Raw genomic sequence first — 23,671 nt, 5'->3', positions numbered from 1 at the left:
ACGGGCACAGTACCGACGGCTGAGTTCGCCGCCCGCACTCAGGGGGCCCGCGGGTCAGAAGGACCGGTAGTCGCGTACGGGCATCCGGGGCCCGCGTGCGGGCGGGCGCAGGCCGCTGAGCCAGACCAGCACCGTGGCGCGGTGCCGATGCCCCTGGTACGGCTCCAGCAGCCGCAACATCCCAGGATCGTCGGTCTTCTCCCCGGTCAGGGCGTACCCGACGAGCTTGGCCAGATGGTAGTCGCCGACGCTCACCGCGTCCGGGTCGCCCAGCGCGCGCTGGCGCACCTCGGCCGAGGTCCACACCCCGATCCCGGGCAGCGCCCGCAGCAGCCGGTCGAGCTCCTCGGTGCTCGCGGCGGCCTCCAGCTTGTCGGCATGCCAGGCGGCGTTCGCGATCGTCCGGGCGCGGACGGCCTCCGCTCCCGCGCGGTGCCAGTGCCAGCTGGGGATCTGCCGCCACACCACGGTCTCGGGCACGACCCGCATCCCCTCGGGCGCCGGTCCGGGCGCGGGCTCGCCGTAGCGGTCGAGCAGCCACCGCCAGGCCCGCCACGCCTCCTGCCCGACCACCTTCTGCTCGAGCACGGCCGGTACGAGGGCCTCCATGACCCGCCCGGTACGCCCAATCCGCAAACCCGGATTTTTCCTGACAACCTCCGCCAAAACCTCATGTTTGGCGACAAATCCGGAAACGTCGTCAAGCGCCCCCAACAGCGCCGGCAACGCCTCCAGCGCCCACTCCGCCCCGGGACCCCACGCCTGCCCGTGCACGCACCCGGCCTTGACGCTCACCCGCAGCGTGCACGGCCCGTCGGGCGTCCTGGACGTGCGCCACACGGCCCCGTCACCGCTCTGCCGCCAGGTGGGATCCCCGCCGCCGCGCTTGTGCGGCTGCAACGCCAGCCCCACGTCCAGCGGCCCCTCGGGCACCCACCTGCGCTCCCTCACCCGTCCAGTCTGCCCCCACCTCCCCGCTGCCCGTGACCGGGCCGCGGGAGCGAGGGCAGACACCCAGAGGGCTGGGGCTCAGACGTCGCTCGAATAACGCATCGCGCGCTCGGGCAGCTCCACCCCGGGCCAGATGCGCACGCCGTTCTGCAGCTCGTTGCCCGGCCCCACGATGGCGCCGTCGCCGATCACCGCGTCGCACACCACCGTGCCCGCGCAGACCCGCGCGCCCCGGCCCACCACGGAGTCCGTCACGGAGGCGCCCGTCTCGATGACGCAGTCGTCCGTCAGCACCGAGCCCACCACCGTCGCCCCGGCCTCGACCACGACCCGCGCGCCGACGGCCGTGCCGCCCTGCACCTTGGCCTCCGGCGAGACCTGAGCCCCTTCCAGCGCGAGGAACTCCCCGGTCGGCCCGGGCAGCGCGGGCGACTCGACCCGCCCCAGCACCAGGTCGCGCGACCCCTGCACGAACGCCGCCGGCGTGCCGACGTCGAGCCAGTAGGTGCGGTCGGCGTAGCCCAGCACCAGCTCGCCCGCCTCGATCAGCCCGGGGAACGTCTCCCGCTCCACGGACACGATCTCGTCCCGGGGGATCGAGTCGATCACCGACCGGGTGAACACGTAGCAGCCGGCGTTGATCCGGTTGGTGACCGGGTTGGGCGTCTTCTCCAGGAAGGCCGTCACCCGCCCGGTCTCATCGGTCGGGACGCACCCGAAGCGAGAGGGATCGTCGACTTCTGTCAAATGGAGCGTTACAGCGGCATGTCGCGCGAGGTGGGTGCGCACCTGATCGCCGATGTCGTGGCCGGAGAGGATGTCCCCGTTGAGGATGAGGACCGGGTCGGACGGCCCCACCGTGAGGGCTTCGGCGGCGTTGCGGATCGCGCCGCCGGTGCCCAGCGGCGTCTCCTCGGTGATGTATTCGAGGGAGAGCCCGAACGCCGACCCGTCGCCGAAGGCGGGCTCGAACATCGACGCCTTGTACGAGGTGGCGAACACGATCCGGCGGACGCCGAAAGATCGCGCACGAGCGAGTTGGTGGGCCAGGAACGGCACTCCGGCGGTCGGCAGCAGTGGTTTCGGCGTGCCCAGTGTCAGCGGACGCAGGCGCGTGCCCTGCCCCCCGACCAGGAGGATCGCCTCGAGGTCTGGCAAAGAGCTCTCCATCACTCCGTGAGGTTACCGAACTATTCGATCGCGCGTTGATAAGAGCTGAGATGCGCCTCGGCCGAGGCGTCCCAGGTGAACTCGCGTGCTCTCGCCAGCCCCGCCTCCTGCAGCTGCCGCCTGCGGGCGGGGGAGCCCAGCAGATGTCCGAGCGCCGCGGCGATGCTGTCGGCGTCGGGCTCAGTGTAGGCCACGGCGTCGCCGCCGACCTCTGGCAGAGACGTGCGATGCGTCGTCAGGACCGGCGCGCCGCAGGCCATGGCCTCCAGCACCGGCAGCCCGAACCCCTCGCCGCGCGACGGGAAGGCCACCACGAGCGCCCCGCCCAGGAACCCGGGCAGGTCGGGCGCGCGCAGGTAGCCGGGCCGGATGACCCTGACCGTGGCCTCGACCTCCCGGCAGGCGGCGTCGACGTCGTCCTCGTGAACCCCGCCGCCGATCACCAGCGCGGGCGGCGCGTCCAGGCGTTTCGCGGCGGCGGCGAAGCCGCGGATGAGGTTGGGAACGTTCTTACGGGGGTCGAGCGCGCCCAGGAAGGCCACGTAGGGCTGGCCGTGCAGCCCGCACCGCAGCGCGACCCGGCGGATCTCGTCGTCGCTCGGCGGGTGGAACTGCCCCAGGTCGACCCCGTGGTAGGCGACGTCGATGCGGGTGGGGTCGGCGGCGAGCACGCGGACGAGCTCGTCCCTGGTCGCCTTGGAGGGCACGATCACCCGCCGGGCGTGGCGCACGGCCGTGCGGGTGGCCGAGCGGAAGAACGACGCCCGCGGACCGTGCTGGTCGAGCTCGGTGAACCAGGTGGCGTCGTGAATCGTCACCACGGTCGGCAGGCCCGAGCCGAGCGGGATGGAGTAGTAGGGGGCGTGGATCACGTCCGCCCCCGCCTGACGGGCGAGCAGCGGGAGGCCGGTCTGTTCCCAGGCGAGCCGGGCGGCCCTGTTGGAGATCGCCACGGGCCCCGGGAGGACCAGGGCCGAGGGCGCGAGGCGCCGGTACCGTTCGGCTTCGGAGCGCTGGCAGACCACTGCGAGGTCTGCGCCGGCCCGGTCGAGCGCGGCCACGAGCCCGTCCACATATCTGATCAACGCGCCGCGGTCCGCGGGGACCGCCGCCGCGTCGACGAGCACTCGAGGCATTACGTAGATCTTCTCCCCTCAAGATCAACGTGGGACTGGTCGTCCCCCTCTGAAGTTCAGCTTATGACCAGCCTCCCCTAAAACGAGGGTCAAATCACACGGAGTCGCGACGCGCTGCGATTCCCGCCATACCGGCGCAGATCAGGTCCCCCAAAATGATGACAATGCGGGACGAAAGCGCCACCGCGATCGCCGCGCCGCCGTCCACGTGAGGCGCCAGCACCGCGACCATCGCGACCTCCCGCACCCCCGCGCCCGCCGGGACGACGAAGGTCAGGATGCCCAGGCACCACGACACCGCGAAGGCCCCGACGGCGAAGAGCAGGCCGCCCTGGGGGGCGACGAAGTAGAGGTGCACGCCGTAGCAGAGCCAGCCGGCCAGCGCCCAGCCGAGGGCGGTGAGCATGCCTCGCCGAGTGAGCGGGCGCTCCAGCGGCTCCCGCTTGAGCTTGCGCAGGGCGTAGCCGATCACGGCGTTGATGACCTTGGGCTCCAGCAGGACCAGCAGCAGCGGGATGAACAGCAGCAGCCAGCCATAGCGGTCCCAGCCGAGCGTGACCAGCGTGACCAGCAGGCCGGTGGCCAGCTGGATGGGCATCATCAGGAAGAACGCCGCCGCGCTGCGCGAGCGCGGCACGCCGAGTTCGCGGCCCATCTCCATCTGGGCGATCACCGGCCAGACCGCGCCGGGGATGTACTTGCCGAGCTGGCCCACGAAGAAGACCTTGGCGGCGGGCCTCAGCGGCAGCGGGGAGCCGAGGTCGGCCAGGAGGGTGCGCCAGGTGAGCATGGCGCCGAGCAGCGCGGCGACCACGGCGACCAGCGACCCGGCCAGCGCGGCCCACGACAGCCGGGCGAACCCGGCCAGCACGGCGTCCCACTGCTTCGCCACGGCGTAGGCGCCGAAGCCGAGCGCGACGGCCAGGAACCCGTACCGGACGAGCCTGCGGACCGGCGACCGCCGCGGCGCGGCCTCCGCGCTCTCGGGCTGCTCCACGGTGGTGCCCTGGCTCACAGCGGACGGACCCGCTCGGGCGGCTGCGGCAGCGCCGCACCCGCGGGCCGCCGCGGCGTCTTGGTGGCCACCCACAGGTACGTGGGCACCAGGGGCAGCAGCAGCCTGAGCACCTCGCGAGGAGTGCGGGCCAGCACGGTCTGCGCGATCCGCCCCAGAGCGCCCGGGAACAGCTCGCCCCCGGCGAACCGGCCCGGCGTGGCCAGCACCGGGAAGGTGTAGTCCCAGACGTGGAAGGCCCGCAGCATCCTGCGCAGCCCGCGCCGCGTCCTGAACCGCTCGTAGTAGTGGTCGGCCCGCCCGAACGCCCGCACGTAGCGGTCGGCCAGCGCGGGCGGCAGGTAGGACAGGAACGGCAGCTTGTAGTGGGGCTCCATGACGCCGAGCCGGTTGCCCAGCCCCAGGTAGAGGACCCCGTCGTCGGACAGCACCCGGTGCATCTCGGCCACCACGGCGTCGGGGTCGATCACGTGCTCGTAGATGTGGTTGAAGACCAGCACGTCGATCGACCCGTCGGGGAACGGCAGCGCGGTGCCGTCGCCGCACACGAACGCCACCCGCTCGCCGAACCGGTCGGCGGCCTTGCGCAGCCCCGGCACGTCGATGTCGATGCCCAGCGTGTGCTTCGCCCCGGCCTGCGCGAGCTCGTCGGCGATGAACCCCGCGGAGCAGCCCACGTCGCCCACCGTCAGCCCGCCGAGCGGCCCGCGGAAGTGCTCGAGCACCGCGATGATCTTCGCAGCCTTCCGCCGCCGTTTGCCCTCGTCGAGCATGGCTGACTGGAACTCCGAGTATTCGAGCTGCGCGACCCGTTGCTTACCCACGAGGACCCACAGTACCCAAATGGGCTTGGTACGGTGGCCGGCCTGGCACTGGTGGAGGCTCGCGTTCGTCGGCGGCGTCGTCTGGCTTTACCCCGCGAACCGCGCGTAGCCTGAGCGAATGCTCCGTCGCCTGCTGCGCGTCGTACTCGCCCTGATCGCCCTCGGCTTCCTGGGCTACGGGCTGGCCACGAACTGGGACGAGACCACCGGGGCGGTGGCGGCGATGTCGCCGTGGGCGGTGCTCGGGGCGTTCGCGGCGGTGCTGCTCGGCCAGTTCTTCATCCTGGTGGCCTGGCGGGAGATCCTGGCGGGGCTCGGCACGCGGGTGCCGCTGCGGATCGCCGGGCGGATCATGTTCGTGGGCCAGCTGGGCAAGTACATCCCGGGCGCCGTGTGGGCGTACGCGGCGATGATGGACCTCGGGCGCGACCACGGCAGCCCGCCGCGGCGCACGTTCGCGACGATCTCGCTGAGCCTGGTGATCAACCTCGGCGTCGCCGTCTCGATCGCCGCCGCGACGCTGGGCTCGCTGGAGGCGGTGCGCAAGGCCTGGTACCTCGTGCTGCTCGTGCCGTTGATCATCGTGTGCCTGCATCCCAAGGTGCTCACCTGGGGTCTCAACCTGGCGCTGCGCATCGCGCGCAAGGAGCCGCTGGAGAGCGTGCTGCCCGGCCGCACGGTGGTCGTCGCGGTGGCGTGGACCGCGCTCGGCTGGTTCGTGTACGGCCTGCACACGTGGCTGCTCACCGGCCGCTCCGACCTCTACCTCGTCGCGACCGGCGCGTACGCGTTCGCGTGGGCCACCGGGATCCTCACCATCGTCGTGCCCGCGGGGGTCGGCGTCCGGGAGGGCGCGCTGGTGCTGGTGCTCGGGCCGCTCATCGGCACCCCGGCGGCGCTCGCGGTGGCGATCGTGTCGCGGCTGGCGTTCACGCTGGCGGACGCGACGGCCGCGGGCATCTCGTTCGTGCTCGGCCGTCAGGCGGCCAGCAAGGTCCCCGCGTACGCCGACCAGAACGGCTCGGGGTCGACGGCCTTGACGCCCGACCGCAACCTCTCGGGCTCGCCCGAGGCGTAGAAGCGCTCGATCGCCGCGCGCAGCGCCCCGGCGTCACCCGGCTTGACCAGCAGCCCGTCCACGCCGTCGGTGACGTGGTCGGCGAGCGCGCCGACGCGGGTGGCGATCACCGGCACGCCGTGCTCGTGGCCGAGCCAGACGTTCTGGCTGGCGGTCGCGTTCCGGTACGGCAGCACGAGCGCGTCCGCCCGCGCGAACAGCCCCGGCACGTCCTCGGCCGCCACGTAGCCGGGCCGCAGTTCGACCCGGTCACCGAGGCCCAGCTCGGCGATCAGCGCCCGCGTCTCCTCCAGCCCGCCCCAGAACTCCCCCGCGACCGTCAGCGAGATCCCGTCGGGCAGCGCCCTGAGCAGCAGATCCAGCCCCTTGTACGGCCGCACGATGCCGAAGAACAGCAGCCGGCGATGGACCTGGGTGGACTTCTCGGCGTTGGTGGAGGGCAGGTGCGGCGGCAGCGCCGCCACGCTGACCGAGCTGCCCGTCAGGCCCCTGGCCAGCCCGGCCTGCTGCTCGGAGTGGGTCAGCACCCCGTCGACCCGCTTGAGCAGCGCCTTCATGAGCGGTTCGTCGTACGGCTTGCGCTCGTGGGGCAGCACGTTGTGACAGAGGGCAACAGTCCTGACTTTTCGCCCTATCCCGTACAAAATCCCCAAATATGCAGGGACCTGCACCGGGCTCAGCACGGCCAGCACCACGAGATCCGCCGACCTCAGCCGCCTCCCGGCGGACACCCACCCGTCGGGTCGCCGCCAGTCGAGCCTGCGCAGGGTCTTCGGGAAAGGCGTGCCCTCAGGCGCGGAGATCGTCTGCTGTCCCGGATAGAGGAACGACGGGTACTGCGCCCGCCACGACTCGATCACCACGTCGTGGCCCTGGGCCGCGAGCCGGTGCGCCAGCTCGGTGGTGTGCTGCGCCCCGCCCCCCTTGTACGGATAGGTGGGGCCGACGATCGCGATCCGCACGCGCTACTCCCCCCGCGACCGCACGATCAGGTCGGCGAGCAGCGCCACGGACCCGATCAGCATCCCGGAAAGGAAGATCATCACGGTGTTGGCCGGGAAGTAGAACGGGTGCTGGATCATGTCCCACAGACCCTTCACGAACCCGATGCCCACCAGCCACAGCGCGGGCGGCATGAGCACCTTGAGCGGGTTGAAGTACATGATCATCCGAAGCACCTGCAGGATGTAGCGGTACGCGTCGGACACGAAGCTGAACTTCGACTTCCCGGCCCGCTTGGCGTAGTCGATCGGCAGGTAGTAGATGTCGTGCTGGTTGGACAGGAACGACAGCGTGATCGTCGTCACACACGAGAACCCGGGCGGGAGCAGCCGCAGGTAGGGCTTGGCCACCGTCCTGCGGAAGGCCCGCAGCCCCGAGTTGAGGTCGGGGATCTTCTGCCCGGCCAGCTGCTCCGCCACCTTGCGGATCACCCACTTGGCGGGGACCCGCAGCAACTTGTGCGAGCCCTCCTCGCTGGTGCGCGCGCCGACCACCTGGTCGATCATCGGATCCTTCTCCAGGATCTGCACCAGCTCGGGGATGCGGTCGTTGGGGTAGGTCATGTCGGCGTCGGTCCAGACGACGATCTCGCCCCTGGCCTCCTGCGTCCCGATGCGCCGCACCGTGCCCGCGCCGCCGTTGCGGTGGAAGGCGCGGACGCGCAGGTGGGGATATTCGGGAGCGGCCTGCTTCAACTTGGCCAGCGTGCCGTCGGTCGAGCAGTCGTCCACGGCCACGAGCTCGTAGGTGTAGCCGCTCGAGTCCATGGCCCTCGTGATGCGCTTGACTTCATCGATGACGTGATTCTGCTCGTTGTAGCAGGGCAGGACGATGGTGACGTACGGCGCTTCTTCCACGGCAGGTCCACTCTTCGGGGTCTCTAGCGTGCTCACGGGCCTTGAGGGTACTCTGCCCAACTCAAAGCCGAGTCCACGCGCGCCCACTGGGAGCTCCCACTTCCAAGATCACCCGTTCCCCTCGGGGAGGGCCATCCAGGCGCCGATCCGCAGGGACCAGGTGCCGTTCGGGGCGTCCACGAGAGAGCGTTCGTCCTGGCGGGAGACCAGGGCCATGACCTGAGACGGACGTCCGTACGGCGCCACCTGGGCGGCGTCGGCGGCCAGCACGACGGGGACGCGGCCCACCGCGCGCACTCGCGCGATCAGCCGGCGCACCTGCGCCTCGGGGGCGGTGTCCGGGCCGTCGAGAGCCACCTTCGCCGCCGGGCGGTCGCACATGCCGCGGACGAGCTGGGTGAACCGATCACCGGTGACCCGCTCCACGATCAGCACCGACGCGTTGGGCGGGAACTTCGCGCACATCGCCGCCACCGCCGCCGCCTCGCCCCGCTCGACCGGCGTGAACGCCGTCCCGATCGAGGTGACGGCCGGCGGCACGAGGACGAGCAGCACGGCTAGTGCCATCCCCCACCGCCGCGCGCGGGGCCCGCGCGGCCAGGACGGGGGGTGTGCCCGGAGCAGGTCGCGCAGCCAGGCCAGGCCGTACATCGCGAGCAGGATCAGGCCCGGGATCACGATGGGGACCAGGCGGCGGGCGGCCCACGGGTGGTCGGGAGTGATCTCGGGGCGCAGGAGCGTGGTGACGGTGGTCCAGCCGACGACCGCGAGGGGCAGCAGCCACTCGAACGGCCCGCCGTCCCGCAGCAGCCTGCGCACCAGCACCGCCGCCGCGACCGTGGCCAGCAGCACCACTGGGAGGCCGACGTACCAGGTCACCCAGTGCAGGGAGTTCTCGAAGTAGAGCCGGGTGTCGTCCACGGGCAGGCCGTTGGCCTGCTGGGTCTGCGCGATCATCAGGGCCGTGCGCCGGTCGTCCTCCGTCACGGGCACGCGGGTCACGGTCTGGAACCACGGGCGCGCGTACAGGCCGGCCATGAGCAGCACGACCAGCCCGGCCCCGGCCGCGGGGACCCACGCCGGCCGCCGAATCCTGGCCAGCTGCGGGGCGGCGGCCGTGCCCACCGCGGTGAGCACGAGGACGGCGGCGCAGATGAGCAGCAGCGGCTTGACCGAACCCGACAGGTACTCGAGGTAGGGCCGGGAGAGCAGGTACGCCGCGAGCATCCCGGCGCCGGCGCCCGCCACCAGCCCGGCGAGCAGCGGCAGGCCCAGCGCCCCCTGCGGCCTGGCGAAGCGGCGCATCGCGATCAGCAGCCCCGCGAACGCCAGCACCGGCAGCACGTCGCGCAGCCCGTCGACCCGGACCAGCACGGCCAGCCCGAACGCCAGCCCCGCCAGCAGCCCGCGGCCCCGGCCCGGCCGGGCGAGCGCGTCGTGTGCCAGCGCCAGCCCGCCGAACAGCAGGATCAGCGACGGGATCTCGCTGAACGTACTGCGCGAGGTGTAGAGGATCGGCAGGCTCACCGCGAACACCGCCGCGCCCAGCACCGCCCACCGCGCACCCGCCAGCCGCGCCACCACGCCGGCCACCGTGAGCACGGCCAGGCCGCCCAGCACCGCCGGGATCGCGAAGGGCACCCCCAGCCAGTCGCCGACCGCGAACAGAATCGGCGGCCCCGGCATGAACTGCGGCACCACCGCCCCATTGACCTCGTAGAACCCGACGCTCTTGAAGATCAGCGACGGGTCCGCGCCGCCGAACGCCTCGGCCTGCGTAGGGATGGGCAGCGAGCCGTGGCCCGCGATCCAGGCCGCGTACTGCGCGTACGTGGCCGGGTCGCGCCTGACGACGAGCTGCTCGGTGTGCATGAGCGTGTTGAACACGCCGGACGCCACAGCCACCGCCACGACGCCCATGACCTGCCGGGACGTGGCCTCGACCACCTTGCCCAGCCGCCGGGTGCCGGCCCAGCAGAGCAGGGCGGCGGCGGGCAGCCCGATCAGCGCCGCGGGCAGCGGCGCGAAGTGGCCGAGCAGCAGCAGCGGCAGCCCCGCCAGCAGCCAGCCCGCCACGGCGAGCGCGGGCGCCACCGAGAGCACGGCGAGCATCCGCCCGGATCGGTCGAGTCCCATCGGTGAGCGAGCGTATCCAAACTGGAGGTCCCGGTGGGTTCCGCCACACGGCGCGCGATCTTGTCCCCGTCCGGCGCAACCGGGCAGACCTGGCGTGCGTACCCCCTATCGGCCGGTTGGCACGGGGTTCACTGAATGGCGGGTAGCGTACGTGGGCACTACGGGACATGCCGGAGAGACAGCGGGAGGACGTGCGGGTGATGGCGGAGACTCGCGCCGACGAGCCCGCGAAGGCCGCTCGCGGCAGCCTGGCGTGGGTCAGGGATCCGTCCCGGTGGAAGCCGCACGGGTGGTTCCTGGCGGTCCTCGCCCTCGGTACGGCCCTGCGCGCCCTGGCGATGCTGGGCTACCGGCCCGCCCTGTGGTTCCCCGACTCCTACACCTACATCGTCACCGTCTTCAAACCCCGCCCCGACCTGGTCCGCCCGGCGGGCTACTCGATGTTCCTGAAGCTGCTGGAGCCGTTCCACGGCTTCGGGATGGTCGCGGTCGCGCAGCACCTGCTCGGCCTGGCCACCGGCGTGCTGATCTACCGGGTCGCGCGAAGGGCGCCGAGGTGGGTGGCGACGCTGGCCACGGTGCCGGTGCTGCTCGACGCGTACCAGATCGAGCTGGAGCACCTGCTCGTCTCGGACACGCTCTTCATGTTCCTGGTCGTGGCGGCGGTGGCGCTGTGCGTGTCGGAGCGGCGGGCCCGGGCGGCGGGCGGGGTCGTCGCGATCGGCCTGCTGCTGGCCGCCGCCACCCTCACTCGGACCGTCGGCCAGCCCCTCATCGTGCTGCTGGCCGCCTGGTACGTGCTGCGCGGGCGCCTGCGGCTCGCCGGGCTGCTGCTGGCCACCGCCCTCGTGCCGATCATCGCGTACGGCGCCTGGTTCTACGCCACGTACCAGCGGGTCGGGCTCGTGGGGGCGAACGGCGTCTTCCTGTACGCCCGCACGATGTCGTTCGCCGACTGCGCCAGGATGGACCCGCCGCCGGACCTGCGGGTCCTGTGCGACCCGCGCCCCCCGGAGCGGCGGCCGCCGTCGCAGGAGTACATCTGGGCGAAGGACTCCCCGCTCGTGCTGCTGCCCGGCATCACGTTCACGAAGGAGACCGACGACCTGGCGGGCCGGTTCGCGACGCTGGCGATCGCCAGGCAGCCGCTCGACTACGCCGCCTCGGTGCTGTCCGAGCTGGGCCGCACGTTCACGTGGGGCCGCCCGGTCTACCCCGATCCGGAGATCTACGCCTACTACCAGTTCCCGGTGACGGAGCCGGGGCCACCTGGCCGCTATCCCGCGCAGGTCGGCGCCGACTATGCCAAGCTCTACGAGCGGGGTGCGATCGGCACCGAGATCGTCGAGCCCTACGCCGGCTGGCTGAGGGCCTACCAGAGCATGGTGCGGCTGCCCGGCCCGGTGTTCCTGGGGGTGCTGCTGGTGCCCCCGGTGGCGGCCGTCATCCGCAGGCGCAGACGTCCCGCGCCCTGGCTGGTGCCCTGGTCGGCGGCCGTGGTGCTGCTGGTCACACCGGCCGCGGCGGCGGAGTTCGACTACCGATACGTGTTGCCGGCCGTGCCCCTGGCCTGTTTGGCGGCGGCCCTGAGCATCAGGCCTGACGTGCGAAGACAGTGCGAAAGCAAGAAAGAGTTTGGCGATGATATTCCACGTAATGTCCAGCTCTGAGTATGCTTTGCCGCGGAAAAATCACGCCCGGGTCACGGTCGTTCCCCGCGGTCATGGCACCTGGCACGCCGTACGTGACCTCGTCTCGTGGCGCGAGGCGACGAAGCCAGCGCGTCAGGCGCGAGAAGTGAGGCTAGGGGACGTATGACTGACTACAGGAGCGTGCCCGTAGTCACCTCCGGGCAGGACTACCGGGCTGCCCCCACTCAGCCCGGCAGCAGGATGGCGCGCAGAGCGGCGGCCGCCGCGACTCCGCCGCCCCCGCCCGACGACCGGCCGCCGCGCGGCCACCGTGGCGGCGGCAGCGGCGGTGGCCAGAACAAGATGCGCGTCCTGGCCTGGGTCAGCATCGGCGTCACCACGCTCATGGTGGCCGGCGCGCTGACCGGCTACACGGTCTACCGCGACGCCTTCGGCAACATCAAGAAGAAGAGCGTCAACAGCGACATCATCAACCCCCGGCCCGTCGACACCGGCGCGCTCAACGTCCTGCTCGTCGGCTCCGACACCCGCGCGGGCAAGGACAACGCGCGGTACGGCCAGAAGCTCGCCAGGACGGCCGACGCGGGCGGCAAGCGCACCGACACGATCATCCTCATGCACATCTCGCCCAACCGGGACAAGGCACGGCTGATCAGCTTCCCGCGTGACTCGATGGTGCAGATCCCCAAGTGCAAGAACGAGACCACCAAGCAGGAGATGGCGCCGCGCCGGGACATGATCAACTCGGCGTACAACTCGGGTGGCATCGCCTGCACGATCTCCACGATCGAGACCCTCACCGGCATCCGCGTCAACCACTTCGTCGAGGTCGACTTCAGCGGCTTCAAGAACATCGTGGACGCGCTCGGCGGCATCGAGATCTGCCTGAAGTCCGGCGTCAACGACAAGAGCTCCAAGCTGGTCCTGCCGCCCGGCAAGAGTCTGCTCAACGGCGAGAAGGCCCTCGGCTACGTGCGCCTGCGCCACTACGGCGACGGCAGCGACATCCAGCGCATCAGGCGGCAGCAGATCTTCCTGAGCAAGGTCGTCGCCAAGGCCACCAGCAGCGAGCTGCTCACCGACGTCGGCAAGCTCCGCGACTTCATCGCGGCCGCCGCCGGGTCGGTCACCATGGACCCGGAACTGGCCAACGACACCGAGCAGCTCATCAACATCGCCTTGAGCGCCAAGGAGATGACGGCCGGCGGCGTCAAGTTCACGACGATCCCGTGGGGGCCCGACCCCGAGGACAAGAACCGCGTGGTCTGGAAGCAGCCCGACGCCAACGAGCTGTTCACCTCGATCAAGACCGACACCGAGGTCGCCACGCCGGCTCCGTCCGCCAGCGCCAGCACCGCCACCAAGCCCAAGGTCACGCTCAAGCCCGAGCAGGTGAAGGTCCAGGTCCTCAACGGCACCAAGACCGTCGGCAAGGCCCGCGAGGTCGCCGACCAGCTCGCCAAGGAGGGCTTCAACGTCACCGGCCTCGGCAACTTCGAGGCCGCCGACGGCAAGAGCCTGCCGAAGACCGAGGTCCACTACGCCAACGCCGTCGAGTCGGCGCCCGACCACGCCGGCACCCTGGCCGGGGCCGTCGTGCCCAAGCCCGCCCCGGCGGAGGGCAAGGTCGCGGTCACCAACCCGCAGCCGTACACACCGGTGACGCCCCCTGCGAAGACCCCGCCCAAGGGCACTCCGGTGATCCAGCTGGTGGTGGGCGAGGACTTCGACTCGGTCAAGGTGACCAAGCTGCCCGACAGCGTCAACAACAGCACGATCACCGCCTCCGAGCAGAAGAACGCCTGCACCTGACGAGCCTCCAAGTTCCCTGTGGAATCGGGCATTCTCGCTTCGCTCAAGGGACAGGAGGCGCGTGGGCGGGATAGTCTGTTGCGGGTCGGCGACGCAGCGCGACCCGGAGCCGAGAGGCCAACCGTTGGTCGTGCTGCCGTCGTGTTCCCCGGCCCCGAGCGAAGCTGAGCGACTCCCCTGTGTCTGACACCAGATTCTCCCCACCGGTCACGACTCCGCGGAGCCCCGAGGAGGAGACCGGCGGCCCCGCCCAGACGGGAGCCCGCTGGCCGCTGCCGGAGGAGGCGTTCTGGAGCGAGGAGGCCGATCCGCACTGGATGGCCCCGGGAGAGCTGACCGAGCCGCAACCCGCCGTCAAGGACGAGAAGCCCACGGCGAAGGGTCCGGCCGCGGCGGACGAGCCCCCGCAGGCGGCGGAGGAGCGGCGTCCCCGGCGGCGGCCCAAGGCCACGGCGGACGAGACGGCCCAGCAGCAGCCGGAGCCGAAGCAGGAGCCCCAGCCGCCCAAGCGCAAGCGCGACCCGTACCTCGACAACGTCAAGTTCGTGCTGATCGCGATGGTGGTCGTCGGCCACTCGCTGGTGCCGACGCTGTCGGCCGACTCCTCCAGGGCCCTGTACATCTTCATCTACACGTTCCACATGCCGCTGTTCGTGCTGATCAGTGGCTATTTGTCCAGAAATTTCTGGAACTCGAACGCCAAGACCAACAAACTGGTCGACACGTTCCTGGTCCCCTACGTGATCGTCGAGGTCGGCTACGCCCTGCTCCGCGTCTCGGTGGGCCAGAAGTGGAGCCTGACGATCATCGACCCGGCGTGGCTCAACTGGTACCTGCTGGCGCTGCTGTTCTGGCGGCTGTCCACACCGGTGTGGAAGCGGATGAAATATCCGGTGCCGGTCGCGATCGCGATCTACCTGTTCGCCGGGTTCTCGCAGATCGAGGGCGACTTCAGCATGGACCGCTTCTTCGGTCTCATGCCGTTCTTCGTGATCGGCCTGGTGATGCAGCCGGAGCACTTCGAGATGCTCAACCGGCGGTGGATCAAGATCGTGTCGGTGGTCACGGTCCTCGGCGCGGCGGCGGTCGCGATCTACGTCGCCCCCAAGGCGCCGCTCGACCCGTTCTACTTCAAGGCCAGCTTCCAGGACCTCGGCCTGTCGTGGTACATGGGCCTCGCCCTGCGCGCCGGGCTGCTGGTGTGCGCGCTGGCCATGTGCTTCGCCATCCTGGCGCTGGTGCCCCGGGGCGAGACGTGGTTCTCCGACCTCGGCACCCGCACGCTCTACTGCTACCTGCTGCATGGCATCCCCGTGCTGGTCGCCAAGGAGATGGGCTGGCTGGAGTTCCCGTGGCTGTTCGGGCCGCTCGGCGTGCTGGCGATCGCCTCCAGCGCCTTCGCGCTGGCGATCGTGCTGTGCCTGCCTGAGACCCGCACGGTCTTCAAGTGGGTGCTCGAACCCCGCCTGACCTGGCTCTATCGCCGGCCCTCACGAAGTTAAGCGACCGTTCTACCCACATTTACGCCTTTGACCTGGTAAGCGCGGAGCATCGACACATGCGCGCATGTGTCGCCACGACCGTCCATCATCCCGAGGACGCCCGGATCATGCACCGGCAGATCAGGGCGCTGCTCGACGCCGGCCACGAGGTCACCTACGTCGCACCGTTCACGTACTTCAACGTGACCCCCGCCATGGGGATCACCGCGATCGACGTGGCGCGGCACGCCTCGTACGGCAGGGCGCGCGCGGCGCTGAGACGCGGTGTGAAGGGCGCGGACCTGCTGATCGTGCACGAGCACCGGCTGCTGCGCGCGCTGCCCTACAGGCGCCCTCCGGTCGTCTGGGACATACGCGAAGAGGTCTCCCCCAGGCGGCTGGACCGCGCGGGGAGACGCCACCGCGTGATCACGCCCGCGGTGGTTCCCGAGGCGACCCTGGTGTCGCCCAGCCCGCCTCCTCCCGGCGACACCAGGGTCGTGCACATCGGCCGCCTCTCGGCCGAGCGCGGCGTGTCGGAGCTGATCGGGCTGGCCGAACGGCTGGTCCCGTACGGCGTCAGGCTCGACCTCATCGGCGCGGCGGCCCGGGACGTCCGCCCGCTGCTGCGCGACGCGCAGCGGGTCGGGCTGCTCGACTGGTTCGGGTACGTGCCCAACCGGCACGCGCTGCGCATGGCCGAGGGCGCGCTGGCCGGGCTTTCGCTGGCGGACGACACGGTGCGGACGGTGCCGACGAAGATCATGGACTACATGGGGCGCGGGCTGCCCGTCATCACGACTCCCCAGGGCTCGGCGCTGGTCGAGCGGACCGGGTGCGGGCTCGTGGTGCCGCTGGACGTGGACGCCGTGCTGAACGCCGTACTGGACCTGAAGGAGGACCCGGTGCGGCGGGCCCGGCTGGGCGCCCTGGGGCACGCGGAGGCACGCCTGCACCACCACTGGCCGGACCACGCGGCGGCCTTCGTGAACCGCGCCGAGTCCTGGGCCGGCCTCCCCGCCCACGCCCTGGCCGTCTGACCCACCTCCACCGGCACCCCTCATCGGACGGCCGCCCCTCCGAGAGCGCGGGCGGCGACACGCCGGGGGCCGGGGTGGACGGAAGGACATCGGGGGTGGGAATGGCGACACGACCGAGAGGTTGATGTACTGGGGCCATGGCAACGCATCTCATCCAGGGCCGGACGGTGGCCATGCCGGTGCGGGTGCGGGACGCGGAGGTGTGCAGCGCCTTCTACGCGGTGCGCGCCGACGCCGCCAGGGCGGTGATCGCGTACTCCGGACTCGACGTGGCCGAGATCATGCCCGGCAAGGCCGTCTGCGTGCTGCTGTTCGTGGACTACCGCGAGGGTGACCTGGACCCGTATCACGAGTTCGGCATGGCGTTCCTGGTGCGTCCCCCGGGCGTGTCCGGGTCCGGCGGCCTGTGGGACCTGCGCCAGGCCGGGGTGTTCGTGCACTGGCTGCCCGTGGACCAGCCGTTCACGCTGGAGGCCGGACGCACGCTGTGGGGGTTCCCGAAGGAGCTGGCGGACATCGAGCTGCGGCTCGGCACGCCGTACAAACGGTGCGTCCTGCGCAGGGACGGCAGGCTCGTGCTGGACATCCTGATCAAGCCGGGCGTGCCCGCGCCGGGCGCCACGGTGATGGCGCCGCTCGACGCCTACACGCACCGGGACGGGATCACGCGGCGCGTGCCCTGGTCCGTACGGGCCCGCGGCGCCCGGATCCGCCCCAGCGGCGCGCTGATCCGCCTGGGCAACCATCCCATCGCCAAGGAGCTGAGCGAGCTGGGGCTGCCCAGGCGGGCGATGTTCACCAGCACGATCTCGCGGGCCGAGATGACCTTCGGCGAGGCCGTCGAGGTCTGAGGCCCCGATGGCCCGCCGCGGGTCAGACGATCGGCGGGCGGCCCAGCTTGACCATGCGCCACGCCGTACGCCACGCCATGGGTCGCCGCTCCCCCGCAGGGGTGCGCAGGCCCTCGAAGAACCCGCTGAACCACGCCTTGAGCGCCGGCCCGGCCCCGCGCTCGCGCACGAGGGTGAGCACGACCCAGTTGGTGAGGTAGAAGAACGCCAGCGGCCACGGCAGGTTGCGCCGTGCCAGCCAGACGCGGTTGCGGGCGTTGAGCCGGTAGAACTCGACGTGCCGGGTCGGCGGGACCTGCGGGTGGTACATCACCGTCTCGGCGTCGTACTCGATCCGGTAGCCCTCGCCCAGGAGCCGCCAGGCCAGGTCGGTCTCCTCGTGGGCGTAGAAGAACCGCTCGGGCAGCCCGCCCACCTGGAGGAAGGCCGAGCGCCTGATGGCCGAGGCGCCGCCGAGGAACGTCGTGACCGGCGAGGAGCGCTGCGGGTCGCCCGCGCGCAGCCGGGGCACGTGGCGCCGCTGGCCGATGCCGCCGTCGGGGTCCATCACGCGGAAGGAGATCACCGCGAGGTCCGGCTCGGTGGCGAAGCGGTCGCGTACGTGCGCGACGACCTTCTGGTTGGCATACCAGCCGTCGTCGTCGAGGAACAGCACGACGTCTCCCGAGCACTCCTCCACGCCGCGGTTGCGGCCTGCGGGGATGCCCGTGTTCTGATCGAGCCGGATCGATTTCACGACCGCGGCCGACCCTTCGGGTGGCGTCGCCGACAATTCGGGCACATCTGCGCCGTTGCCGACGATCACCACCTCGACGTCGCCGTCGACCTGGTTGAGCGCGGACTCGACCGCCCGGTTCAGCTCCGCGACCCGGTTACCCATGGTGAGGATGACGCACGAGATCTTCAACGAATCACTGTCCTGACGCGTTGAGAACACGGGCGGAGCATTCTTTCATGATCACCGAGTCTGCTGGTCTGCATGTTTTGGAAAGGCTGGGGCTAAGCGTATCGGAACCAAGGATGAACCCCCACCGAACGGCGGACGTCCGATCTATACGACGGACGGGGAGCTCTTCCGGTTCCGACATCAGATCACGCCAGCCGCTTCGAGGCGATGATGCTTACCAAATGCAGGACAACCTGTAGGCATGCCGCTACGAAGCAGGCCACGATCAGGACCCGCGAGGCCGTCAGGTCACCGAGGAACAAGTCGACCACGGCGGCCACCAATGCCATGAGCGACAGCTCGATCGGCTGCACGATCCGGTGGAACTTCGTCGCCGACAGCACCCGCCGGCCCAGGCCCAGGAGCCCGGAGCGGAACTGCACCGCGGCCGCCTCCGTGGCGGCCTCCAGGCCGCCCTTGGCCCGCGCCACCTCCACCAGGTCCGTCTCGGCCTTGATGAGGATCGCGCCGAGCGCGGCGGCGAAGCCCAGCACGGTGTACCAGTCGGGCAGGACGGCCGACGCCCGCCAGCCCAGCCCGGCCAGCACCGCGGCCTCGCAGAAGTAGGCCCCGACCCGGTCTAGGTAGACCCCGACCAGCGAGGTCTTCCCCGTCCAGCGGGCCAGCTCGCCGTCGGAGCAGTCGAGCAGCAGGTAGACCTGCACCAGCAGGGCGGCGCCCACGGCGGCCCACAGGCCCGGCAGGGCGAGCACGACCCCGGCCAGGGCCCCGGCCACCGTCATCACCCAGGTGAGCTGGTTGGGCGTGACGGACGTCCTGGCGAACAGCCAGGTGACGTAGATGGACAGCTGGCGCATGTAGAGCACGCCGGCCCAGTGCTCGCCGTTCCTGCGCTCGAGGTGGCCGGCGGGCTGTGCGACCCGCCGGATCTCAGCTACCGAAGGCCCGGACATAGTCCCCCACCCGATCGTGGATCTCGGAGTCCTGCATGCGCAGGTGCTCCAGGATCGTGTAGCGGCCGGGGCGGGTGGCCGGGGCCAGGGCGACGGCCTCGGCGAACTGCTGGCCGGTCAGCCCGATGTCGGCGGGCACGACGGGCAGCTTGTGCCGGCGCAGGCAGTCGACCACCTGCGTGACCCGGGCCTCGTCCTCCCTCAGGAAGAAGCAGAAGGCGGCGCCGATCCCGGCGAGCTCGCCGTGGTTGGAGGTGCCGGGGAATAGCTGGTCCACGGCATGCATGATCTCATGATCTCCGCCACTGGCAGGCCGGGACGAGCCCGCGACCACCATGGACATGCCGGACAGGATGAGGGACTCGGCCAGCACGGTCAGGAACGCGTCGGACTCGATGGAGTCGCCGCGGCCGATGAGAGCCTCCGCGGCCGTGCGGGCCATGGAGCAGGCCAGCCCGTCGATGGGCTCGCCGCGCTCGGTGTTGCCGAGCTGCCAGTCCTCGATGGCCGACAGGTTGCTCACCACGTCGCCCACGCCCGCCCTGACCAGCGACTCCGGCGCGTTGTGCACGAAGTCGAGGTCGACCAGGATGGCCAGCGGCATCGGCACCCCGAACGAGCCCTTGCCGCCCTCGTAGACCAGGGAGGCCGTGGGCGAGCAGATGCCGTCGTGGGAGAGGTTGGTGGCCACCGCGACCATCGGGATGCCGGCGAGCGAGGCGGCGTACTTGGTGGCGTCGATGGTCTTGCCGCCGCCGACGCCCACCACCACCTCGTAGGCGGCCTTGCGCAGGTCGGCGCCGAGCGAGACGGCCGCGTCGACCGAGCCGTCGGCCACCCGGAACACCTCGGCCTCGCCCAGCTGGGGTGTGATCAAGCTCTCGATGTGGTCGCCCTGACCGCGGCCGACGGCCACCGCGACCCTGCCGGAGGTGGCCACCCGGCTGTCGGCCAGCAGGGCGCCGAGCTCGGCCACCGCGCCCCGCCTGACCTGCATGGTCAGCGGCGCCGGCAGCATCCTCGCTAGAAGCGGCATGCGCGCCCCCTCAGTAGCGGACGGCTATGGTACGAGCCTTCGCCAGGTCGTCGTGGTTGTCCACCTCGACCCAGTCGACCTCGCCGATGGGCGCGGCGTGGATGACCTCGCCGCGCTCGACCATCTCCTGGTAACCGTCCTCGTAGTAGAGCTGGGGGTCACGCTCGAAGGTCGTCTTGAGCGCGTCGGCCAGCAGGTCTGCCGCGCCGGGCCGGATGAGGGTGGCGCCGATGTACTCGCCGTACGCCTCGGCCGGGTCCATCAGCTTGGTGATGCGCCGCAGCGAGCCCTCCGGCGAGAGCGTGACCTTCATCTCCTCGTCGGCGAGCTTCTTGACGTTGTCGACGGCCAGCAGGATGTCGCTCGTCTCAGGAGCGGACAGCAGCGTCTTCTCGACCGAGACCGGGTGCACGGTGTCGCCGTTGACCAGCAGCACGCCCTGGGAGAAGTAGTCGCGGGCGCACCACAGGGAGTAGGCGTTGTTCCACTCCTCGGCCTTGTCGTTGTGGACGAGGGTCAGCTTGACGCCGTGCCGCTGCTCCAGGGCCTCCTTGCGGTCGTGTACGGCCTGCGCCGCGTAACCGACGACGACCACGACCTCCCGCAGATCCACCTCGGCGAGGTTGCGCAGGGAGATGTCCATGATCGTGGTTTCGCCGTCGACCGGCACGAGCGCCTTCGGCAGCGTGTCGGTGTACGGCCGCAGACGTCGTCCGGCTCCAGCGGCCAGAACCATTCCCAGCAACGTGCACTCCTCAGTCGAGCATGTCTTCGTGAGCCCAAAGAGTATTCGTCTTTGGGCCCTGAGCGGGTAATCCGGCGTTAGTCTTGCGTTCCCATATCAGGCGTTTCCACCCCGGAACGGGGCGCGGCGAGCCAGCAGGTGAGGCTCTCCCAGCCGAAGAACGCCCACAGATAGAGCGCGAGCAGCAGATAACCGCCGGTCAGCCAGCCCGTGAGGGCGACCAGCGAGACCACCATCATCCGGCCGTCCCAGCCGAGGCCGAACGTGGACAGCCACGCCGGTGCGTACACGCGCTGCCGCAGCCGGTAAACAAGATCATAGTGGTGGAACGCCAGCGCGCCGAGCAGCAGGAAGATCACCACGGGGTGCACCTGGTGGGCGAACCCGCACGCCGCGACGAAGGTGTACTCGATGAGCCGCAGGATCGGCGGGACCAGCCAGTCGAACCTGCCGTCGTGCGCGTGCGTGCTGCCGGGACCGGCCAGCAGCAGCGTCACGGCGGGCGCGAACACCGCGAGCCCGTCCGTGCCCGCCACGCCGAGCAGCAGCAGCACGCCCGTGACGAACGTGCCCGCGATCACCGGCGGCAGGGGCGGGAGCTGCCCGGCCACGAGCAGGCCCATGGCGCGCGAGAGCGGGCCGTCGTCGCGGTAGGCCACGACCGTGCTGCGGGGGACGGGAGTCATGTGGACCGAAATCACCGTGCCGACCTCGCGATCCGTCCGGCGAGCTGATAGAGGGCCGCCACGCCGCCCCAGCAGAGCAGGGACAGGAACGTCACTCTGGCGTTCCAGACCGCGGCGGTGACGGCGATCAGCGCGGTGCGCTCGCCGATGGGCAGCACGACGCTCTTCTTGAGCCAGCGGGCGATCGCGTCGCGCTCCAGGCGCTGGGCGATCCCGAGCACGCCCCGTGCCCGGCTGCCGTCGGCCGACTCCAGGAGGGAGCGCGCTGGGCGCCCCCACTGAGCGCCGACCCGGGCGGCGTCGACGAGGGCCCCGGCGTACGTCTGGTCGATGGCGTGCCGTGCGACCTGGAGAATCATGGCGGCCACGGCGAGCTGCCAGATGCCGGCGCCCGCGAAGCCCAGGGCCAGGCCGACGTAGACGACGTACTCCTTCAGCCGGTCGGCCATGCCGTCGGCCCACGCCCCCAGCGGCGAGAACGTACGCGTGTAGCGGGCCAGCTGCCCGTCGAGGCAGTCGAGCGCGAACGACAGGTAGAACAGCAGCGCCCCCGCCAGCCGCCCGCCCTGGGTGCCCTCCGAGAACCAGACGGCCGCCAGCGCGGCCAGCCCGATCGAGGCGCCGGTGACGGTGTTGGGGGCCAGCTTGAGCAGGACCGCCGGCTTGATCAGGTGGCGCGTCCAGGTGGAGACGAAGAAGGTGGCGAAGAAGCCGTCGTCCGCCTTGATGGACAGGTCGAGCCTGACCTTGGCCTCGTCCACCTCGGCCAGCCTGGCGACGGCGGCGTCGGCGGCGTTCTGGCCGGTCACCCGGTCGGCGTGCAGCGGCCCGATCCCGGCCGCCCGCACCGACACGCCCGACCTGACCAGCCCGACCAGCAGCAGGTCGACGGCCTCGACGGGGGTGACCGGGCCCAGCTTGCCGGTGTCGGCCAGCTCGGCCAGCTCCTCCGCGATGTCCGCCAGCGCGCCCAGGTCGGCCTCGCCCGCCTTCAGCACGCCCCTGAACGTGGCGTTGGCCTCGGGGACCACGTGGAACGAGCTGCCCGCGGCGACAATCTTGCCGCCTTCGACGCGGACGGGCGGCCGCATGGGCGTCGCGGCGGCGTCATAGGAGACCAGGGCCCCGCTGCCGCGCGCGGGGTGGTCGAGCAGCAGCGCCAGCGCCTCGGTGTGCGCCACCAGGTCGGCGGGGAGCACGGCGACCGCGCCCGTCGAGATCCGGGCGATCTTGGCGACGCCTCTGAGGTCGGCTCCGAGGCCGCCACCCGGCGTCACCACCTGGATCTCCCGCACGGGCAGCGTGGCGAGCTGGTCGGTGACGCGGTCGAGCAGGGTGCCATCGGAGCCGGAGAGCTTGCATGCCGGGGTCGTGGCGAGCAGGACGACCGAGGTGGCCGTGGTCTCGCGGGTCAATGAGTCGGGCAAAGCGCAGGTCTCCTCCCGGTCGCGCGGGAGCCGCGTGGCTTGGGGGTGCGTAGGCACAGCGTAGCGACAGGTCAAGGCGTAATCACGGAACAGGACCGTTACGCTGCCGATATGGATTCACGGTTGCGGTCGGTCGGGGTGCTTCTCGCGGGCGGCGTGGGGCAGCGAATCGGGCAGGAGAGGCCAAAGCAGCTCATCGAGGTCGCCGGAAAGCCCATCATCGAGCACTCGCTGGCGGTCTTCCAGAACGCGCCGGAGATCGACGAGATCGTGGTGCTGATGACGCCCGGCTACACCGACCGGGTCCGCGAGATCGTGGACAAGGGCGGCTACGACAAGGTCAGCAAGGTCGTGGAGGGTGGCGCGAGCCGTACCGAGAGCACATGGCTGGCCCTGGGGGCGCTGGGCACCGAGGAGTGCAACGTGCTGCTGCACGACGCCGTACGCCCGCTCGTGGAGCCCCGGATCATCACCGAGTGCGTCAAGGCGCTGGAGACCCATTCGGCCGTCAACGTGGCGATCCCGAGCTCCGACACGGTCTTCGTGGCCGTGCCCGGCCCCGGTGGCGAGGTGATCGGCGACGTGCTGGACAGGTCGGTGCTTCGGCGCAGCCAGACGCCGCAGTGCTTCCGGCTCTCGGTGATCCGCGAGGCGTACGAGCGGGCGCTGGCCGACCCCGGGTTCGCCCGCCGCCCGGCCACCGACGACTGCGGCGTGGTGCTGCGTTACCTGCCCGACGTGCCGATCCACCTCGTGCCGGGCAGCGAGCACAACATCAAGGTCACCCACCCCCTCGACCTGCGGATCGCCGAGCTGCTCTTCCAGCTCGCCGCAACCCCGTCGATCTCCGACTTGCCCAGATAGGTCACAGACGTTCGCGTGGATGCCCCTTGACCTGAGAGTTGTTACCGT

The 23,671-nt window shown here is 71.0% G+C and carries 21 protein-coding genes; 7 read left to right on the top strand and 14 right to left on the bottom strand.

From position 1 onward, the window contains the following. Positions 1 to 54 precede the first annotated feature (54 nt). The 5 genes from ACIBI9_RS13225 to ACIBI9_RS13205 form a co-directional block, all read right to left on the bottom strand. Entirely contained in the window at positions 55 to 951 is an 897-nt protein-coding gene (locus ACIBI9_RS13225) for a DNA-3-methyladenine glycosylase family protein (RefSeq protein ID WP_397222226.1), read from the bottom strand. Positions 952 to 1,029: 78 nt separating this feature from the next. Next, positions 1,030 to 2,121: a sugar phosphate nucleotidyltransferase gene (locus ACIBI9_RS13220; RefSeq protein ID WP_397222224.1), complete on the bottom strand. Its 1,092-nt coding sequence runs from the start codon at positions 2,119 to 2,121 to the stop codon at positions 1,030 to 1,032. A 20-nt stretch (positions 2,122 to 2,141) separates the two neighbouring features. Then, entirely contained in the window at positions 2,142 to 3,257 is a 1,116-nt protein-coding gene (locus tag ACIBI9_RS13215) for a glycosyltransferase family 4 protein (RefSeq protein WP_397222223.1), read from the bottom strand. 94 nt (positions 3,258 to 3,351) lie between these two features. Beyond that, positions 3,352 to 4,272 carry a YbhN family protein gene (locus ACIBI9_RS13210; RefSeq protein WP_397222222.1) on the bottom strand — a complete coding sequence of 307 codons (921 nt, stop codon included), beginning with the start codon at positions 4,270 to 4,272 and terminating at the stop codon, positions 3,352 to 3,354. Next, positions 4,269 to 5,096 (bottom strand): methyltransferase domain-containing protein, encoded by an 828-nt coding sequence (locus tag ACIBI9_RS13205; protein WP_397222221.1) that lies wholly within the window; start codon positions 5,094 to 5,096, stop codon positions 4,269 to 4,271. Before ACIBI9_RS13205 ends, ACIBI9_RS13210 begins: the two co-directional genes overlap by 4 nt. A gap of 118 nt (positions 5,097 to 5,214) precedes the next feature. On the opposite strand from ACIBI9_RS13205, the gene ACIBI9_RS13200 reads away from it, so the two are divergent. Further along, positions 5,215 to 6,174 (top strand): YbhN family protein, encoded by a 960-nt coding sequence (locus ACIBI9_RS13200; RefSeq protein WP_397222220.1) that lies wholly within the window; start codon positions 5,215 to 5,217, stop codon positions 6,172 to 6,174. On the opposite strand, the gene ACIBI9_RS13195 is transcribed toward ACIBI9_RS13200, so the two are convergent. The 3 genes from ACIBI9_RS13195 to ACIBI9_RS13185 form a co-directional block, all read right to left on the bottom strand. Continuing rightward, complete coding sequence (locus ACIBI9_RS13195) at positions 6,075 to 7,136, bottom strand: glycosyltransferase family 4 protein (RefSeq protein ID WP_397222219.1); 1,062 nt, start codon at positions 7,134 to 7,136, stop codon at positions 6,075 to 6,077. The genes ACIBI9_RS13200 and ACIBI9_RS13195 overlap by 100 nt on opposite strands. Before the next feature lie 3 nt (positions 7,137 to 7,139). Further along, the gene (locus ACIBI9_RS13190; RefSeq protein WP_397222218.1) at positions 7,140 to 8,069 is read right to left on the bottom strand and encodes a glycosyltransferase family 2 protein; all 930 of its coding nucleotides are present in this window, start codon (positions 8,067 to 8,069) and stop codon (positions 7,140 to 7,142) included. A gap of 72 nt (positions 8,070 to 8,141) precedes the next feature. Continuing rightward, positions 8,142 to 10,169 carry a hypothetical protein gene (locus tag ACIBI9_RS13185; protein ID WP_397222217.1) on the bottom strand — a complete coding sequence of 676 codons (2,028 nt, stop codon included), beginning with the start codon at positions 10,167 to 10,169 and terminating at the stop codon, positions 8,142 to 8,144. 167 nt (positions 10,170 to 10,336) lie between these two features. On the opposite strand from ACIBI9_RS13185, the gene ACIBI9_RS13180 reads away from it, so the two are divergent. From ACIBI9_RS13180 to ACIBI9_RS13160, 5 genes are all read left to right on the top strand, one after another. Continuing rightward, entirely contained in the window at positions 10,337 to 11,839 is a 1,503-nt protein-coding gene (locus ACIBI9_RS13180) for a hypothetical protein (RefSeq protein ID WP_397222216.1), read from the top strand. A gap of 144 nt (positions 11,840 to 11,983) precedes the next feature. Beyond that, positions 11,984 to 13,633, top strand: coding sequence for an LCP family protein (locus ACIBI9_RS13175; RefSeq protein ID WP_397222215.1), 1,650 nt, complete (start codon positions 11,984 to 11,986; stop codon positions 13,631 to 13,633). Positions 13,634 to 13,812: 179 nt separating this feature from the next. Further along, a complete protein-coding gene (locus tag ACIBI9_RS13170; protein WP_397222214.1) occupies positions 13,813 to 15,135 on the top strand; it encodes an acyltransferase family protein in 1,323 nt (440 codons plus the stop codon). A 56-nt stretch (positions 15,136 to 15,191) separates the two neighbouring features. Beyond that, positions 15,192 to 16,154, top strand: coding sequence for a glycosyltransferase (locus tag ACIBI9_RS13165; protein ID WP_397222213.1), 963 nt, complete (start codon positions 15,192 to 15,194; stop codon positions 16,152 to 16,154). A 137-nt stretch (positions 16,155 to 16,291) separates the two neighbouring features. Further along, positions 16,292 to 17,005, top strand: a complete 714-nt coding sequence (locus tag ACIBI9_RS13160; RefSeq protein WP_397222212.1) for an acetoacetate decarboxylase family protein — start codon at positions 16,292 to 16,294, stop codon at positions 17,003 to 17,005. A 22-nt stretch (positions 17,006 to 17,027) separates the two neighbouring features. On the opposite strand, the gene ACIBI9_RS13155 is transcribed toward ACIBI9_RS13160, so the two are convergent. The 6 genes from ACIBI9_RS13155 to ACIBI9_RS13130 form a co-directional block, all read right to left on the bottom strand. Then, positions 17,028 to 17,912 (bottom strand): glycosyltransferase family 2 protein, encoded by an 885-nt coding sequence (locus ACIBI9_RS13155; RefSeq protein WP_394492983.1) that lies wholly within the window; start codon positions 17,910 to 17,912, stop codon positions 17,028 to 17,030. A 185-nt stretch (positions 17,913 to 18,097) separates the two neighbouring features. Beyond that, positions 18,098 to 18,865, bottom strand: coding sequence for a CDP-alcohol phosphatidyltransferase family protein (locus ACIBI9_RS13150; RefSeq protein WP_397222211.1), 768 nt, complete (start codon positions 18,863 to 18,865; stop codon positions 18,098 to 18,100). Then, positions 18,843 to 19,883 carry an iron-containing alcohol dehydrogenase family protein gene (locus ACIBI9_RS13145; RefSeq protein WP_397222594.1) on the bottom strand — a complete coding sequence of 347 codons (1,041 nt, stop codon included), beginning with the start codon at positions 19,881 to 19,883 and terminating at the stop codon, positions 18,843 to 18,845. The genes ACIBI9_RS13150 and ACIBI9_RS13145 overlap by 23 nt, the downstream gene beginning before the upstream one ends. 28 nt (positions 19,884 to 19,911) lie before the next feature. Next, positions 19,912 to 20,646 (bottom strand): sugar phosphate nucleotidyltransferase, encoded by a 735-nt coding sequence (locus tag ACIBI9_RS13140; RefSeq protein WP_397222210.1) that lies wholly within the window; start codon positions 20,644 to 20,646, stop codon positions 19,912 to 19,914. Between the two features lie 77 nt (positions 20,647 to 20,723). Beyond that, positions 20,724 to 21,332 (bottom strand): DUF5941 domain-containing protein, encoded by a 609-nt coding sequence (locus ACIBI9_RS13135; protein WP_397222209.1) that lies wholly within the window; start codon positions 21,330 to 21,332, stop codon positions 20,724 to 20,726. Positions 21,333 to 21,343: 11 nt separating this feature from the next. Beyond that, the gene (locus ACIBI9_RS13130) at positions 21,344 to 22,759 is read right to left on the bottom strand and encodes a CDP-alcohol phosphatidyltransferase family protein (protein ID WP_397222208.1); all 1,416 of its coding nucleotides are present in this window, start codon (positions 22,757 to 22,759) and stop codon (positions 21,344 to 21,346) included. Positions 22,760 to 22,870: 111 nt separating this feature from the next. Here ACIBI9_RS13130 and ACIBI9_RS13125 point away from each other — a divergent pair, with 111 nt between their 5' ends. Next, the gene (locus ACIBI9_RS13125; RefSeq protein WP_397222207.1) at positions 22,871 to 23,623 is read left to right on the top strand and encodes a 2-C-methyl-D-erythritol 4-phosphate cytidylyltransferase; all 753 of its coding nucleotides are present in this window, start codon (positions 22,871 to 22,873) and stop codon (positions 23,621 to 23,623) included. Positions 23,624 to 23,671: the final 48 nt, after the last annotated feature.

The sequence above is a fragment of the Nonomuraea sp. NPDC050451 genome (assembly GCF_044458585.1).
This window is presented reverse-complemented; position numbering and strand designations above follow the sequence as displayed.